The 16249-nt window shown below is 59.8% G+C and carries 16 protein-coding genes; 10 read left to right on the top strand and 6 right to left on the bottom strand.

What is annotated here, in order from left to right; genetic code table 11:
* Positions 1-33: 33 nt before the first annotated feature.
* The 3 genes from WHJ28_RS14995 to WHJ28_RS14985 all read right to left on the bottom strand — a co-directional run bounded on the left by WHJ28_RS14995 (position 34) and on the right by WHJ28_RS14985 (position 3368).
* On the bottom strand, positions 34-1290 hold the full coding sequence (locus WHJ28_RS14995) for a hypothetical protein (RefSeq protein WP_340042873.1): 1257 nt from the start codon (positions 1288-1290) through the stop codon (positions 34-36).
* Positions 1287-1844: an RNA polymerase sigma factor gene (locus tag WHJ28_RS14990; RefSeq protein ID WP_340042872.1), complete on the bottom strand. Its 558-nt coding sequence runs from the start codon at positions 1842-1844 to the stop codon at positions 1287-1289. Before WHJ28_RS14990 ends, WHJ28_RS14995 begins: the two co-directional genes overlap by 4 nt.
* Positions 1845-1976: 132 nt before the next feature.
* Complete coding sequence (locus WHJ28_RS14985; protein ID WP_340042871.1) at positions 1977-3368, bottom strand: D-alanyl-D-alanine carboxypeptidase family protein; 1392 nt, start codon at positions 3366-3368, stop codon at positions 1977-1979.
* Between the two features lie 98 nt (positions 3369-3466).
* Between WHJ28_RS14985 and WHJ28_RS14980 the strand changes: the two genes are divergently transcribed.
* The 8 genes from WHJ28_RS14980 (at position 3467) to WHJ28_RS14945 (ending at position 11365) form a co-directional block, all read left to right on the top strand.
* Complete coding sequence (locus tag WHJ28_RS14980) at positions 3467-3901, top strand: ComEA family DNA-binding protein (protein ID WP_340042870.1); 435 nt, start codon at positions 3467-3469, stop codon at positions 3899-3901.
* Positions 3902-3923: 22 nt separating this feature from the next.
* Positions 3924-4610, top strand: coding sequence for a response regulator transcription factor (locus tag WHJ28_RS14975; protein ID WP_340042869.1), 687 nt, complete (start codon positions 3924-3926; stop codon positions 4608-4610).
* A gap of 28 nt (positions 4611-4638) precedes the next feature.
* On the top strand, positions 4639-6072 hold the full coding sequence (locus WHJ28_RS14970; RefSeq protein WP_340042868.1) for a sensor histidine kinase: 1434 nt from the start codon (positions 4639-4641) through the stop codon (positions 6070-6072).
* Positions 6069-6992 carry a GerMN domain-containing protein gene (locus tag WHJ28_RS14965; protein WP_340042867.1) on the top strand — a complete coding sequence of 308 codons (924 nt, stop codon included), beginning with the start codon at positions 6069-6071 and terminating at the stop codon, positions 6990-6992. The genes WHJ28_RS14970 and WHJ28_RS14965 overlap by 4 nt, the downstream gene beginning before the upstream one ends.
* Before the next feature lie 119 nt (positions 6993-7111).
* Complete coding sequence (locus WHJ28_RS14960) at positions 7112-8395, top strand: O-acetylhomoserine aminocarboxypropyltransferase/cysteine synthase family protein (RefSeq protein WP_340042866.1); 1284 nt, start codon at positions 7112-7114, stop codon at positions 8393-8395.
* 3 nt (positions 8396-8398) lie between these two features.
* Positions 8399-8965 carry a prolyl-tRNA synthetase associated domain-containing protein gene (locus WHJ28_RS14955; RefSeq protein ID WP_340042865.1) on the top strand — a complete coding sequence of 189 codons (567 nt, stop codon included), beginning with the start codon at positions 8399-8401 and terminating at the stop codon, positions 8963-8965.
* Between the two features lie 83 nt (positions 8966-9048).
* On the top strand, positions 9049-10098 hold the full coding sequence (locus WHJ28_RS14950) for an alcohol dehydrogenase (RefSeq protein WP_340042894.1): 1050 nt from the start codon (positions 9049-9051) through the stop codon (positions 10096-10098).
* A 103-nt stretch (positions 10099-10201) separates the two neighbouring features.
* On the top strand, positions 10202-11365 hold the full coding sequence (locus WHJ28_RS14945) for a zinc-ribbon domain-containing protein (protein ID WP_340042864.1): 1164 nt from the start codon (positions 10202-10204) through the stop codon (positions 11363-11365).
* A gap of 46 nt (positions 11366-11411) precedes the next feature.
* Here the strand turns inward: WHJ28_RS14945 and recR are convergent, their stop codons facing one another.
* The 3 genes from recR to ilvA all read right to left on the bottom strand — a co-directional run bounded on the left by recR (position 11412) and on the right by ilvA (position 14138).
* Positions 11412-12014, bottom strand: coding sequence for a recombination mediator RecR (recR, locus tag WHJ28_RS14940; protein WP_340042862.1), 603 nt, complete (start codon positions 12012-12014; stop codon positions 11412-11414).
* A gap of 4 nt (positions 12015-12018) precedes the next feature.
* Positions 12019-12666: a ribulose-phosphate 3-epimerase gene (rpe, locus tag WHJ28_RS14935; protein WP_340042893.1), complete on the bottom strand. Its 648-nt coding sequence runs from the start codon at positions 12664-12666 to the stop codon at positions 12019-12021.
* A gap of 251 nt (positions 12667-12917) precedes the next feature.
* Positions 12918-14138, bottom strand: a complete 1221-nt coding sequence (ilvA, locus tag WHJ28_RS14930; protein ID WP_340042860.1) for a threonine ammonia-lyase — start codon at positions 14136-14138, stop codon at positions 12918-12920.
* Between the two features lie 172 nt (positions 14139-14310).
* Here ilvA and WHJ28_RS14925 point away from each other — a divergent pair, with 172 nt between their 5' ends.
* Positions 14311-15474 (top strand): toxic anion resistance protein, encoded by a 1164-nt coding sequence (locus tag WHJ28_RS14925; RefSeq protein ID WP_340042859.1) that lies wholly within the window; start codon positions 14311-14313, stop codon positions 15472-15474.
* Positions 15475-15576: 102 nt separating this feature from the next.
* A complete protein-coding gene (locus WHJ28_RS14920; protein ID WP_340042858.1) occupies positions 15577-16248 on the top strand; it encodes a response regulator transcription factor in 672 nt (223 codons plus the stop codon).
* The last annotated feature ends 1 nt before the right edge of the window (position 16249 follow it).

Below are 16249 nucleotides of genomic sequence, written 5' to 3'. Positions count from 1 at the left end.
GGGACCGGGCTTTCCGCCTGTTTCTGCGTGCTATTATTTGTTGGATGAAGTGCCGGGGTGGGTGAAGTTGCCTGCATGGATGCAGTCCTGAAAATAGGCATAGATACGCTCTACCCGCGTCCAGACCTGCTCATCAAAGTAAACATCGGTCCGCTGGTTCACAAGACTCTCCACGTGCTGACGCAGATCGGAGTAAAACAGCGGGGTGACGTCGTAACATATACACCTTTCATCCTCATATACCTTATAGGATTCCAGCTGCGCAAAGGTTAGAAGCCGGCCATGGATCAGGGTGCAGTCCTTTGAACTGCGGATATCAGAGCGTCCATAGGCCATGAGATAGAGCAGGGGGATGGGTGCGCCGCCGTCCTCCTGGCCTTTGTGCTGGGGAATGGATGCGCTCAGGACCAGTGCGTGCTCACCCTCCGCGGCGCCAACCGGAATACCATAGGCGTCCAGTGTAAGCAAGTTGGAGCCGACCAAGGAAAGTTGATTTTCCGGAGGTACGCTTTCATCAAAGGGCGCCTCGGGAGCGGGCAGGTCGGGCAGCGGCGGGTAGATCATCGGAGATACCAGTCGGTCGGCCGGAGGCTGAAGCAGAGTCTGGCAGTCGGCATAATAGGCCTGGAGCATCTCACGGCGTGCGTCCGGATCGGTAACGTAGGTGTTAAAATAGGGCTGGAGGACTTCCTCCACCTGTACGGTCAGGGTGGAGTCAGCCTGACTGGGCGTCAAAGGTTGGGGACTTTCCGGCTTGGATGCCGGGGATGGGGCAAACTCCACGCTGCACATCCAGTCCTGTCCGAACAGGAAGTTGTTATTGGTCAGGATAAAATAATAGTGGTCGTTGGTCAGGGGCTGTTCCAGCAGAGACAGATCGTAGGCGTCGGAGAGATCCACCGTCATCGTGCCGCTGGAATGGGCCTCAATGGTGGTGCCCTCAAAAAGAATCGCGTCTGAAAGGGGTTCCACTTCCTGGCTGGTGGACCATTGCATCAGCCGCAGTTTGGGTTGGAAACCCAGCTCTTGATCGGAGCGGTTTTCCACCTGGATAGATACCAGCCCGTCTCCCTGGTAGGTGGCGCGCAGGCTCAGCTCGTCGCCGGATAGGGAGGAGAAGAGGCTGGAGGCAAATACGCTCAGGCTTAGACAGCAGGTCAGAACCGCCGCCAGAAGGAGGACCCGCCGGAGGGCGGGACGTGCGGGGGTGCGGGCGGGAGCTGGAACGCCGGTGCGGCGGGTAAAGATGGTTTGGATGGCTTGAAGGTGCTCTTTTCGGAAAGAACTCATGGATATACCTCCTTGCTGCAATGGGTCAGCAAATCCCGCAGCTTCCGCTTGGCGCGGTAAAGACGGTTGTTGACTTCTTTGGCGCTGATCCCCAGGGCCAGCGCGATCTCCCTGGGTTTTTGCTCATACTCATAGCGGCGGATGAAAATCTGACGGTCAGGCTCCTCCAAGGTACAGACAGCATCCTGCAGTTCCTGTCGGGTGTCCTGGGCCAGCAGGCCGTCCAGAGGTCCGGCCTGGGCGGTCCGGATCTCATCCTCCAGCGACAGGGTGCTGGTTCTGCCCAAAGCACGGCAGCGGTCGGTGGCTTTGCTTCTGACCACGATGGAGAGCCATGTTTTTAAGGACCCGCGCCGGGGATCATATTTTTCCGGGTTTTCCCACAGGTAGATAAAGGCGTCTGCCACGCATTCTTCAACATCCTGCTCAGAACCGACCGTGTGCAGGACCGCTTGCGCAATGCGCCAGAGCAGTTTGGCGTGTTTGGTAATGACCTCATGGATGACCCGCTCATCGCCGTTTCGGATGGCCTGGCTTACAGCTTCATCCTTCAAATGTGTCACCTCGTTTCGGTGGACTGAATTGGACCGGTCATATATAGTACGTTTGTATGGCGGAAAACACTCAGCTTTTTTGCAAAAAACAGAGAGGGCCTGCCGATCCGTCGGCAGACCCTCTCTATAGAATTATCTTCTTCTGCGGCGTCCGCTGTAGTGGGAACCGCCGCTGTAGGAGTAGCCGCCCCGGCGTCCGCCCCGCCGGCCCCGGAAGAAGAGGCGGCGGATGATCAGGTATACAATAAAGACCAGCAGGATCACCAGGATGATTTTCACCCACAGCTGGGAGAAAAAGCGCTGGATGCGGTCCAGATTGTAGAGCAGGGGATCGGCATCAACGGAAATGCTGGCAACCAGGGGAAGGGAACCATATTCCTTGCCGTTAAAGGTAGCGGTGATGGTGCCCAGAATCTGGCCCTTTTCCACAGGAGCCTCCACAACGGTGGCGTTCAGAGTATAGTTATATTGGAAATCCTCGGTGGAAACGTCCTTGGGCAGCAGCGCGGTGATCTCACCCCGGGGTTCCAGGGTCACATAGTTGGTGCCCTTGCCCAGCGTGACCTCCACCTCAGGGATATCCCGTTTGGTGGAGTCCAGAATGGTCTGGGTGGCAAAGTTTTTAAAGCCCCAGTCGAAAAGCCGGATGGTTTCGGAGAAGTCGGTGCGGCCCTTGCTGCCGGTAGAGCCCGGTTCCCGCTCGCAGCCCATGACCACCGAGATCAGGCTCCGGTCCTCGCGGGTGGCGGAGGCCGCCAGACAGTAGCCGGCCTCCGGGGTATGGCCGGTCTTGACGCCGGTGGCATAGGGATAGATGTAGCCGGTCACATTCCAGTTGGAAATGAGGGCGTTGGTAGAGCGGACTACCCGGGGCTCTGGGTGCATATTGGTGGCGGGCATTTCGTAGTTCTTGGAGGACACGATGGTGCGGAAGGTCTCGTGCTTCATGGCCTCCTGACTCATAAGAAAGACGTCGTAGGCGGAGGTGTAGTGGTTGTCATCATGATAGCCGTGGGTGTTGGCAAAGTGAGTATCCGCCATACCCAGTTCGGCGGCCCGCTGATTCATCAGGGCCACAAAGCTGTCCACGTCGCCGGCGACCGCCTCGGCCATCACATTGCAGGCCTCATTGGCGGAGGGGATAAGGGCGGCGTACAGCAGATCGATAACCCGTATCTCCTCGCCCTCCTTGATGTCGGCGGTGGAGGCGCCGGCGCCAATACCAGTGTGGATGCCGGGACCGGCGGTAATGACTTGATCCAGGGTGAGCTTACCCTGATCCACTGCTTCCAGGGTGAGCAGACAGGTCATTACCTTGGTGATGGAGGCGGGATACATCTTCTCGTGGGCATTTTTCTCATAGAGGACCTCGTTGGTATTGGGGTCCGCCAAAACGGCGGCTTTGGCGTTGACATCCATCTCGTCCAGAATGGCGCTGCCGCTGCTGGCGGAGGCAAAGGTGGTAAGCAGTCCTGTCATCAGGGCCAGAGAAAGAAACAGGGAGAGCAGTCTTGATTTTTTCATAGGAAACTCCATTTGTGTATGATATAATAAGGTCAAAGTTTTCTTATCTATTATAACAAACCACGGACCTGGAAGCAACGGGAAGGCGGTTACAAAAAATGAAGATTTCCAAACTGGAACTGATTTCCCTCTTGTTGGCCGCTGCCTTTGCCGCCTTTGCGGCGGGTTGGTTTCTGCGGGGCGCATCCGGTGCTCAACCTGTACGGGTGGAGACGGGGAACTTGCTGGCTCAACCTACCGCTGTCACAGTCCCAGCCGCTTCTGCTCAGCCGTCAGCTTCCCCGGCGGCTGCCGGGACTCCGGCACCGGAACGTGAGAGCCCGGCAGCCGCAGTCTCCGGTAAGATCAATTTGAACACTGCCACAGTAGAGGAACTGATGACCCTGCCCGGCATTGGCGAGAAGCGGGCGGCGGCCATCGTTGCTGACCGGGAGGCCAACGGCCCCTTCCGGGTGCCGGAGGACCTAACTCGGGTGGACGGCATCGGCGAGGGCATTTTAGGCGGACTGATCGACCTGGTTACCGTCTCTTGAATAGAAAAAAGGAGGATATACCTTGAAAATATTGGTTGTTGACGATGAAAAGGTACTGGTCAAAGGCATCAAGTTCAACTTGGAGAGCGAGGGCTACCAGGTGGAAGTGGGCTACGACGGGGAAGAGGCGGTGGAACTGGCCCGGGGCGGCAGCTTCGACCTCATCATCCTGGACCTGATGATGCCCAAGATCGACGGACTTCAGGCCTGTATGCGGATTCGGGAGTTTTCCAACGTGCCTATCATCATGCTCACCGCCCGCAGCGAGGATACCGACAAGATCATTGGCTTTGAATGCGGGGCGGACGACTATATTACCAAGCCCTTCAACATCCTGGAGCTGAAGGCCCGGGTGCGGGCTCTGCTCCGCCGGGCAGGCATGGCCGCCCAGCAGATGGGCGGCAGCCGCAAGCTGGTCATGGGGCACATCATGCTGGATCCGGATGCCCGGGCGGCCTGGAAGGATGGCAAGAGCGTGGATCTGACCGCCAAGGAGTTTGACCTGATGGAGCTGCTTATGCGCAACCCGGGCCGGGTGTACAGCCGGGAGAATCTGCTCAACGTGGTGTGGGGCTATGAGTACGCCGGCGACTACCGGACGGTGGATGTACACGTCCGCCGCCTGCGGGAGAAGCTGGAGTTGGACCCTGCCAATCCGACCTACATTCTCACCAAGTGGGGCGTGGGCTATTATTTGAAGAATGGATAATCAGAAGAGAGAAGAGAGGGCCAGACGAGTGCCCTTCTGGCGGTCCCTCCGGGTCAAATACGCCATGACCTATCTGGTCATTGTGGCGGCGGTGGTGGTACTGCTCAATACCTATCCGGTAATGGTGACCCAGACTCTGGCCTACCAGTCCAAGCAGACCTCCCTGCAAAACCAGGCCTCGGTGCTGGCCTCCGCTCTGGCCACCGGGCCGGAGGCCCTGACCCAGGAGGGAGCCACAAAGACGGTCAGCCTGCTGCTGGGCAGCCTGGGGGTGACCCGGGTGGTGGTCACCGATCCCAACGGCTTGGTGCTGTGTGACTTTCAGGAGGGCAGCCAGCGGTCGGACACCACTGGACAATATGCCATGATCTGGGAAATTGTTATGGCCCTCCAGGGTAACGATGTGTTCCGGTCGGAGTATGAGGACGGGGCGCTGCGCAGCCGGGCGGCGGTGCCGGTGACCTATCGTTCCATGACCCAGGGGGCGGTCTACCTCTACGAGTACGACGCCCAACAGGGGGCCCTGCTCCAGGGAATCCAAAACAACCTGCGGACCATTTCCATTGTGATCTGCCTGGTGACGGCGGCCATGGGCGTGGTGTTTTCCAAGGCTCTGACCCGGCGGATCGCCCTGCTGCTGCGGGGTATCCACACGGTGCGCCAGGGCGAGTACAGCCACCGGGTCACCGTCAAGGGTGGAGACGAGCTCAGCCGTCTGGCCGACGAATTCAACGAGCTGACGGGACGGCTCCAGACCACCGAGGAGGTGCGCCGGCGCTTTGTGTCCGACGCCTCCCATGAGCTGAAAACGCCGCTGGCCTCCATCCGCCTGCTTACCGACTCTATCCTCCAGACGGACAACATGGACGGCGATACCGCCCGGGAATTTCTCATTGATATCGGGGACGAGGCCGAGCGCCTTACCCGCATTACGGAAAAACTGCTCACCCTCACCCGCTTGGACACCGCCCATGAGATCCATACCGCTCCGGTGGATGTCAAAACGGTGGTGGAGCGGGTGGAGCATATGCTCACCCCCCTGGCCCGGGCGGCAGAGGTGGAGCTGAGATTGTCGCTCCAAAACGGGTGTATCATTCGGGCTACTGAGGACGATCTGTATCAGGTGGCCTTTAACCTGATGGAGAACGCCGTGAAATACAACCTGCCTGGCGGAACAGTGACCGTTACGCTGAAGCAGGAGGGCGATCAGGTGGTTCTGCTGGTGGAGGATACCGGCGTGGGTATTCCGGAGACGGATCTGCCCAAGATCTTTGACCGGTTTTATCGGGTGGACAAGGCCCGCTCCCGGGCCGCCGGCGGTACCGGCCTGGGCCTGTCCATTGTCCGGGATACGGTGCGCCAGCACGGCGGTACCGTGACCGCCCGGAGGCGGGAACCGGAGGGCACCTGCTTCGAAGTGCGATTTCCCGGATGGACGGAGAAGGGAGGCGAGACCCTGTGAGCAAACGAGGCATATCAGTATTGCTCTGTGCCGCCCTTCTGACCGCCGGTGGATGTGCCGCCCGGGAGTCGGGGACTGGCAATCAGGATAGCCGGAGCTATTTGATCTATTACTCCGCTCTGTCTGATGAAGAGGGAGAGTCGGCGGTGGAAGGGGAGCGCCGGGTCCTTTCTCAGGGGCAGGAGACCATTCCCGGCCTGATGGAGCTGCTGTTGGAGCAGCCCCGGTCGCCGGAGCTGACCACCCCGTTTCCCAGTGGACTGCAGTTGCTGGATTGGCAGCTGCAGGAGGGCGTGCTTCACCTGGACCTGTCTGATCAGTATTACAGCCTCTCCGGTGTCAACTTGACCCTGGCTGACGCCTGCCTCACGCTGACTCTCTGCCAGCTGGAAGAGGTGGACTCCGTTTATGTGACTGTAGAAGGCCGTGAATTGCCCTATCGCGCCATTCAGCAGCTGTCTGCGGAAAATATCCTGCTGGCCGGCGGTGCGGATGAGCCCATGTCCCTGGGGGTGGATCTATGGTATCTGCGGCAGGGAGGACAGGATTTGGGCGTGGAGCGGCGCCAGATCATTAAAAATGTGGATCAGACCGTGGTGGAGGCTGTGCTGTCCGCTTGGGCTGAGGGCCCGGAGGAGGCGGGACTAAAGGCCTGCCTGCCGCAGGGAAGCCAGATCCTGTCGGCCCAGGTAGAGGACGGCGTGTGTATGGTGGATCTGTCCCCTGAGTTTATCCAGGGACTGCCCGGCAATGAGACAACGGCGGCCCTGATGGTGTACGCCATGGTCAATACCCTGTGTGAACTGGATGGGGTGGAGGCTGTTCAGCTTTACATCGAAGGCCAGCCAGCGCCAGCTGTAGGCAGTCTCCCTCTGGACCGGGCCTTGATCCCAGACACCACCCTGGGCACGGAAGGGTAAGTATTGACAACCGCTCCTGCCGGGTGTACCATACCACATATTCATTTGATGCTTTACAGCGTTAGTGTGTAAATTATTTCGGCACTGTAACCAACGCAAAGAAAGGAAGAAATCAGCCCATGAGCCAGCACCGTATCAGCACCCAGTGTCTCCACGCCGGCTATATCCCTGGCAACGGAGAGCCCCGAAACATCCCCATCATCCAGTCCACCACCTTCCGGTATGCCACCGGGGAGCAGATGGGGGCTCTCTTTGATCTGGAGGCCAGCGGTTATTTTTATACCCGCCTACAAAATCCCACCAATGACCATGTGGCTGCCAAGATCTGCGCCCTGGAGGGGGGGACTGCGGCCATGCTCACTTCCTCCGGTCAGGCGGCTGTCTTCTATGCCGTTTTCAACATCGTCTCCTGCGGCGAGCACGTGGTTTGCTCCTCCTCCATCTACGGAGGCACCTACAACCTCTTCGCCGTTACCATGAAGCGCATGGGCATCGACTTCACCTTTGTGGACCCGGACTGCACGGAGGAGGAGCTGAACGCCGCCTTCCGGCCGGAGACCCGTGCGGTGTTTGGCGAGACCATCGCCAACCCGGCTCTGGCCGTGCTGGACATCGAGAAGTTCGCCAAGGCGGCCCACACCCACGGCGTGCCCCTCATCGTGGACAACACCTTTGCCACTCCGGTGAACTGCCGGCCCTTCGAGTGGGGGGCCGATATCATCATCCACTCCACTACCAAGTATATGGACGGCCACGCCAACGCGGTGGGCGGCGCCGTCGTGGACTCCGGCAAGTTCGACTGGAGCGCCCACGCTGACAAGTTCCCCGGCCTGACCACCCCCGACGAGAGCTACCATGGAGTCACCTATACTGAACGCTTCGGCCTGGAGGGGGCCTACATTACCAAGGCCACGGTTCAGCTCATGCGTGACCTGGGCGCCATCCCCTCTCCTCAGAACTGCTACTATCTGAACATCGGCCTGGAGACCCTGCCCCTGCGGGTGGCCAGACACTGTGCCAACGGCCTGGCCGTGGCCAAATTTCTGAAGGACCATCCCAAGGTGGCCTGGGTGCGCTACCCCGGTCTGGAGGGAGACCCCTACTATGAGCGGGCCCAGAAGTATATGCCCAACGGTACCTGCGGCGTGGTCTCCTTCGGCGTGAAGGGCGGCCGTGAGGCGGCCTCCAGGTTTATGGCGGGTCTGGAACTGGCCTCCATCGCCACCCATGTGGCCGACGCCAAGACCTGCACCCTGCATCCCGCTTCTACCACCCACCGCCAGATGACCGACGAGGAACTGGCTGCTGCTGGCGTCTCCCCCGACCTCGTGCGCCTGAGTGTGGGCATCGAGGATATCAACGACATTCTGGAGGACGTGGCCCACGCCCTGGAGCAGGTGTAAGCCATGGTGGTAGATCCCAACGTATACAGCGGCCCGCCCGCGGAGGAGCGCCATTCCAACGAGATGGCGGTGTACGCCTATCTGGACAAGCTGGGTATCTCCTATCAGCGGTGCGACCATGACTATGCCAACACCATGGAGGACTGCAAGGCGGTGGAGCGGGTACTGAGGGCGCCCATCTGCAAGAACCTGCTGCTCACCAACCGGAAGCAGACCGACTTCTATCTGCTGATGATGCCGGGGGATAAGCCCTTTAAAACCAAGGATGTCACCGCTCAGCTTGGCTGTGCCCGGCTGTCCTTTGCCACGCCGGAGCATATGATGGATCTGCTGGGGGCTGCCCCTGGCTCTGCCAGCGCCTTTGAGCTGATGCACGATCCGGAGGGAAAGGTGCAGCTGGTGATGGACCGGGAGCTGATGGAAGGGGACTTCATCAGCGGCCATCCCTGCTTTTCCACCTCCACCCTCAAGCTGACCCGGTCTGACTTTCTGGACCGCTTTCTGCCGGCGGTGGGCCACAAGCCCATCCTGGTGGATCTGCCCTGGCCTGAGCCAGAGGAAGAAACATAATATCAGGGCGTGCCGCAACTGCGGCACGCCCTTTTGCATTGCGGATGGGAATATGGTATACTGTGGAAAAAGGAGTGGTGGTCATGCTGGCCTATACCTATGTGGAGCGGGGAAAGTTTGCCCTGCTGAACAAACCCAAGCCTCAGCTGCTGGCGGACGGGGACGCCATTGTGAAGGTCACCCTGTCCAGCATCTGCACCAGCGATCTGCATATCAAGCACGGCTCGGTGCCCCGGGCGGTACCCGGCATCACGGTGGGCCACGAGATGGTAGGTGTCGTGGAGCAGGTGGGGGCCGGGGTGTCCACGGTAAAGCCCGGTGACCGGGTGACGGTGAACGTGGAGACTTTCTGCGGTCATTGTTATTTTTGCCGCCACGGCTGGGTCAACAACTGTACAGATCCCAATGGAGGATGGGCCCTGGGCTGCCGCATTGATGGCGGTCAGGCCGAGTATGTCCGGGTGCCCTATGCTGACCAGGGGCTGAACAAGATCCCCGATGAAGTGTCCGACCGGCAGGCCCTCTTTGTGGGAGATATCCTGGCTACCGGCTATTGGGCGGCGGACATTTCAGAGATCAGCCCGGAGGACACGGTGCTTATCATTGGTGGCGGTCCCACCGGTCTGTGTACCCTCCAGTGCGTCCGGCTTCAGAGTCCCCGGCAGATCATCCTGTGTGAGCGGGACCCCCTGCGCCGGGCTTTTGTGGAGTCCCACTATCCCGGTGTGCTGACGGTGGGACCGGAGGAGGCGGAGGCCTTTGTGCAGGCTCACAGCGACCATGGCGGCGCCGATGTGGTGCTGGAGGTGGCGGGTGGACCAGACACCTTCGGCCTGGCCTGGCAGTGTGCCCGGCCCAATGCCGTGGTGACGGTGGTGGCGCTGTATGACAAGGATCAGGTGCTGCCCCTGCCGGAGATGTACGGTAAGAACCTGACCTTTAAGACCGGTGGAGTGGATGGTTGCAACTGTGCTCAAACACTGGAGCTGATCGCGCAGGGCAAGCTGGACACCACGGCCCTCATCACTCACACCTATCCGCTCAGCCGTATCGAGGAGGCCTATGAGCTTTTTGAAAACCGGCGGGATGGCGTGATCAAGGTTGCGGTGACAGCGAATGAAACAAATGGATAAGGCTGGAGAATTTGTAGAAGATATGGGTTTACAAACGTCGAAAGATGAAATAAAATAAGGTATCCCAGCAACCGCAAGAGAGTGTAGAGGAGAGTAAGCGCATATGTATTGTGAACACTGTGGGACTCAGATCCCGGACGGCAGCATATTCTGTGTTGCCTGCGGCAAGAAGCAGTCCGGCGGCGCGGTCACAGAGGAGCCCCGGCAGGATGTGATCCCGCCCCAGGAACCCGAGACTGTAATGACCCAGGCGGAGCCGGAGAACACCCCGTCCAATGATGAATTTGACTGGAGCACCTTCAACCCCGTGCCGGAGGAGCCGGTGGAGCAGGTGCAGTCTGAGCCGGAGCCTGTTCAGCAGGAGCCTCAGAATCCCTGGCAGGCCGCTGCCCCGCAGCAGGAGGCCCGGAACCCCTGGCAGACCAATACACCCCGGCAGGAAGCCCAGCAAAACCCCTGGCAGGACAGCCAGCAGAGCGCCCCTGGTTGGCAGCAGAGCGGCTGGCAGCATGATGCCCAGCAGACTGCCCCTGGCTGGCAGCAAAACAACTGGCAGAACGGCGCGCAGCAGAGTGCGCCGGGCTGGCAGAACAATCAGCAGCCTGGCTGGCAGAACAATCAGCAGCCCGGCTGGCAGAACGGTCCTCAGCAGGGCTATCAGGGCGGCTGGCAGTCCGCACCCCAGCAGAGCGCCTACAGCTCCCCCTATGAGGAGCGGAGGCAGCCGGTTTATCACAACGGGCGCATCGACTACGGCTGCCCCATGAACTGGTATAAATTCCAGGTCTATTTTAATATGATCCCCACCGCCGTGATCTATATGATTTTTGGGCTTCTGCTGATTGGCGCAGCAGGCGCCATGTATGGCTACAGTGCCAGCATGGAATACTATTATCGGGATTTTGCAAATGTGCTGAGAGAGCCCCAGGGCCTGATTATGATGTATCTGCCCTCCTTTATCCCGAATCCCATGATCATGGGATTCGGCAGCTTGGTTTACGGTATTTTCCTGATGGTGGCCTGGGTGAAGATGATCCGGCTGCAGAAAGGTGGCTGGAGCCTGTACCTGGTGCTCAGTGCGCTGCCCACCGCGTTTGTGGCCATTAACATGATCGTTCTGTTTTCACAGGTCGGGCAGTACATCCCCAGCAGCTATTTGATGGAATATATCACATTCCCCCTGATCGGCCTGGCCGTCAATGTGCTGATCCTGATCCTGCAGATCATCTATTTCAAGAAGCGGTCCTATCTGTTTGTCAATCGCTGATCATAATATAAAAAAGAGTTCCGCGCCACTGGCGCGGAACTCTTTTTTATATTTCCCGGCGGCCCTCCAGGGCGCGCATAAGGGTAGCGTCGTCGGCATATTCCAGGTGGCTGCCTACCGGAATACCGTAGGCCAGCCGGGTCACCCTGACCCCGAAGGGGCGCAGCAGACGGGAGAGGTACATGGCGGTGGCCTCTCCCTCCGTGTCGGGGTTGGTGGCCATAATGACCTCGCTGACCCCGCCTTCGGCCACCCGGTTTACCAGCTCCTTCACCCGCAGCTCATCAGGGCCCACATGGTTCATGGGGGAGATGACGCCGTGAAGCACGTGGTACACACCGGGGTACTCCCGGGAGCGCTCCATGGCGGCCACGTCTTTGGGGTCTGCCACCACGCAGATCACAGATGGGTCCCGCTTGGGGTCCTGGCAGATGGGACACAGACCGTCTCCCTGGGAGAAATTCTGACAGACCGGGCAGCAGTGGATGGCGGCCTTTGCTTCAGTGATGGCCTGAGCAAAGGCGGCGGCGTCCTCCTCCGGCAGGGAGAGAACATAGAAGGCCAGCCGCTGGGCGCTCTTCCGGCCAATGCCGGGCAGCCGGGCGAACTGCTCCACCAGCTGCTCCAGCGCGGGGGGAAAATACTGCATGGGCTTAACCCTCCCGCAGAGCGGCGATGGCGGCGGCGGGGTCCACCGCGCCGTATACCGCGGAACCGGCCACCAGGGTATCGGCGCCGGCAGAGATCACCTTGCCAGCGGTCTTGGGGCTGATCCCGCCGTCCACCTCCAGACGGCAGGCGGGATTATAGCGGTCGATGAGGGTGCGGACCTGGTGGATGGTGTCCAGCTGGTGTTCCATAAAGGCCTGGCCGCCGAAGCCGGGCTCCACCGTCATGACCAGCACCATATCCAGATTCTCCAGATAGGGGAGGATGGCGCTGGCGGCGGTGATAGGACGCAAAGCTACCGCCTTTTTCACCCCAAACTCGTCCATGAGGCGGAGCGCCTCGGCAATGCGGGTGGGGTGGTCGGCCTCCAGGTGGACCGACAGCAGGTCGGCGCCCGCCTTGGCAAAGGCTTCAATGTAACGCACCGGCTTGTCAATCATCAAGTGAACGTCCAGGAACATATCGGTGCACTTGCGGATGGACTGGACCACCGGTACGCCGATGGTGATGTTGGGCACAAAGCAGCCGTCCATGACGTCCACATGGAGCCAGTCGGCGGAGGATACCCGCCGGATATCCCGCTCCAGGTTTACAAAATCGGCGGAGAGGATGGAAGGGGCGATCTTGATCATCATTTACCACTCCATTATCAGAAAAGATAGAGAGAACGGGCAGAGAGCCTGTCCTTCGCTGGCGAATGTGCCGGGGCAAAGGGGGAGTCGGGGACATAAGATACAGCAAGCGGATAACGCCCGGGGCCCCGCCGCTCCCCCGCGTACCCACGGGCTGCCGGCCCGGCGGTCCATGCTCCGGAATCGCGTGCCGCATCATATAGTGTCCGGGGGAGTGCGCTCCCCCGGACACAGTTGGTTTGCCAGGCCGCTCAGTTGTAGAAGTCGTTGGTGTGGCACTCCCGGGCCTGATAGCCGGCGGTGCACATGGCGTCCAGAATGGCCCGCTTGTGGGTGTGGCCAAAGGCCTCCAGGGTGACCCGCAGCTCCACGCCGCTCTGGCGGTTGATGTTGATGAACTGGTTATGCTCCAGCTTGATGATGTTGCCGTTGGCCTCGGCCACGATCTGGGCCACCCGCAGCAGCTCGCCGGGACGGTCGGGCAGCTGCACGGAGAAGGTGAAGACCCGGCCCCGGTTGATCAGGCCGTGCTGTACCAGGCTGGCCACGGTAATGACGTCCATGTTGCCGCCGGAGAGGACAGGCACCACGTTTTTGCCCTTACACTTGAGATGGTTCAGGGCGGCAATGGTCAGCAGACCGGCGTTCTCCACGATCATCTTGTGCTTTTCCATCATATCCAGGAAGGCGTCCACCAGCTCGTCATCGTTGATGGTGATGATGTCGTCGATGTTCTGCTGGATGTAGGGGAAAATTTGGTCGCCGGGGGTCTTGACCGCCACGCCGTCGGCAATGGTTTCGACCTTGTCCAGAGTGACCACGTGTCCGGCGTCCAGGCTGGCCTTCATGGAGGCGGCCCCGGTGGGCTCCACGCCGATGACGGTGACATTGGGGTTGAGCAGCTTGGCCAGGGTGGACACGCCGGTGGCCAGTCCGCCGCCGCCGATGGGTACCAGGATCACGTCCACATCGGGCAGGTCCTGGAAGATCTCGTAGGAGATGGTGCCCTGACCGGTGGCGATGGCGGGATCGTTGAAGGGATGGACGTAGGTCAGGCCCTCCTCTGCGGACAGCTTGGCGGCCAGCTCGGCGGCGTCGTCAAAGGTCTCGCCGTGGAGCACCACCTTGGCGCCGTAGTCCTTGGTGTTGTTCACCTTCACCAGGGGAGTGGTGGTGGGCATGACGATGGTGGCGCTCACGCCGGCCTGCTGGGCGGCGTAGGCCACGCCTTGGGCATGGTTGCCGGCGGAGGCGGTGACCAGACCCTTGGTCTTTTCATCCTCGGTCAAGGTGCTGATTTTATAGTAGGCGCCCCGGATCTTGTAGGCGCCGGTGACCTGCATATTTTCCGGCTTGATGTAGATATGGTTGCCGGTTGCCTTGGAAAAGGCGGTGCTGTAGACCAGACTGGTGTTCCGGATGACTCCGGAGAGCACGCTGCGGGCCTCCTTAAATTCTTTCAGGGTAAGCATGGGGCAAGACTTCCTCTCTCAAAACGGAATATCGAAATGTGTTTTTAATGATACTGACTTTTTGAGGGAAAGTCAACGTGTTCTTGACAGGGGAATGGGGGAACGGTACAATGATTTGGAAGAACAAGCCGGCGTTGCCGGTATGGAATATGGAATATGGAGGGACGCAGTCATGGCTGACAACATGGATTTTACCCCGGAGCTGACTTTGACTCCGGATCTGGGTACCGCCGCGGCGGAAGCGCCTGCCGCGCCTCAGCTGAGCCTGGACCCCAACTCCAGTGAGGAGGCCAAGGCCATTCAGCTGGATGAAAGCCAGCTCACCGAAGCTGAGCGCAAGATGGTGGATGACTTTGCCCAAAAGATCGATCTGACCGATACCAATCTGGTGCTCCAGTATGGTGCTGCGGCCCAGAAGAATATTGCCGGCTTCTCAGAAAGCACCCTCAACTCGGTCCGTACCAAGGACCTGGGCGAGGTGGGACAGGCCCTGTCCTCTCTGGTGGTGGAACTGAAAGGTTTTGGCGGCGAGGAGGACGAGAAAGGCTTCTTCGGCTTCTTCAAGAAGAAGCGCAACCAGCTGGAGGCTATGAAGGCTTCCTACTCCAAGGCGGAGACCAATGTGAACAAGATTGTGGAGGTGCTGGAAGCCCACCAGGTGACCCTGATGAAGGACATCGCCATGCTGGACCAGATGTACGACCTCAATACCAAATATTATAAGGAACTGACCATGTATATCCTGGCGGGCAAGAAGCGCCTGGCCCAGGTGCGCGCCGGAGAGCTGGAGCAGCTGCGTCAGAAAGCGGCTCAGAGCGGCGCCCAGGAGGATGCCCAGGCTTACAACGACCTGGCCAATATGTGTACCCGTTTTGAGAAGAAGATCCACGATCTGGAGCTGACCCGGATGATCTCCATCCAGATGGGACCCCAGACCCGGTTGATCCAGAACAACGATACGCTGATGCTGGAGAAGATCCAGTCCTCTCTGGTCAATACCATCCCCCTGTGGAAGAGTCAGATGGTGCTGGCCCTGGGGCTGGAGCATTCCCGTCAGGCCACCGCCGCCCAGAGCGCGGTGACCAACATGACCAACGAACTGCTGCAAAAGAACGCCGATATGCTGAAGATGGGCACTCTTGAGACTGCCAGGGAGGCCGAGCGCTCCGTGGTGGACCTGGAGACCCTCCAGCATACCAACCAGCAGCTCATCTCCACCCTGGATGAGGTCATGAATATCCAGCAGGAGGGCGCCCAGAAGCGTCGGGAGGCCGAAGCGGAGCTGGGCCGCATCGAGGGCGAGCTGAAGCAAAAGCTGCTGGAGCTGCGGGGTTGATTGAGAAACGCCAAAAGGCGCTGCAATATCATTGCAGCGCCTTTTTTGACATCAGATGGACACATCTTTTTGCTATCCTGTGGATGAAAGGAGAGGAGAGTCATGGCGGACCATATTCTGGTGGTGGAGGACGAGGCCCGTATCCGTGATATTATCCGGGACTACTTTGCTGCCCACGGTCTGGACTGCGATCTGGCCCGGGACGGGGAGGAGGCGCTGGACCTGCTGCGGGACCACGACTACGACGCCATGCTGCTGGACGTACTCATGCCAAACCTGGACGGTTTTTCGGTCTGCCGGGCGGTACGGGCCAAGAGTCAGCTGCCCATTCTCTTTCTCACCGCTTTGGGCAGTGAAGAGGACGTGCTTCAGGGGTACGCCCTGGGTGCGGATGACTATGTGACCAAACCCTTCTCCCTGGCGGTGCTGCTGGCCAAGACAAAGGCGGTGATCCGCCGCAGCCGGGGAGTGGGAGACAGTGAGACCCTGAGGTGCGGGGCCATCGCCCTGGACCTGGCGGGACATATCTGCACCGTGGCGGGGAAGCCGGTGGACCTGACGCCCCGGGAGTACGATCTGCTGCTCTGCCTCATCCGCAACAGAGGCCAGGTGCTCAGCCGGGATCAGCTGCTGGACAAGGTGTGGGGCATCGACTTTGAAGGGGGCCAGCGGGCGGTGGATGTGCGCATCAAGAGTCTGCGCTCCGCTCTGGGGACTGCCGGGAAACAGATCAGGACAGTGTTCAAAACGGGGTATCGAATGGAGGAGAACTGAT

This window comes from Flavonifractor porci (assembly GCF_037572415.1).
GTDB classification, from domain to species: domain Bacteria; phylum Bacillota; class Clostridia; order Oscillospirales; family Oscillospiraceae; genus Flavonifractor; species Flavonifractor porci.
This window is presented reverse-complemented; position numbering and strand designations above follow the sequence as displayed.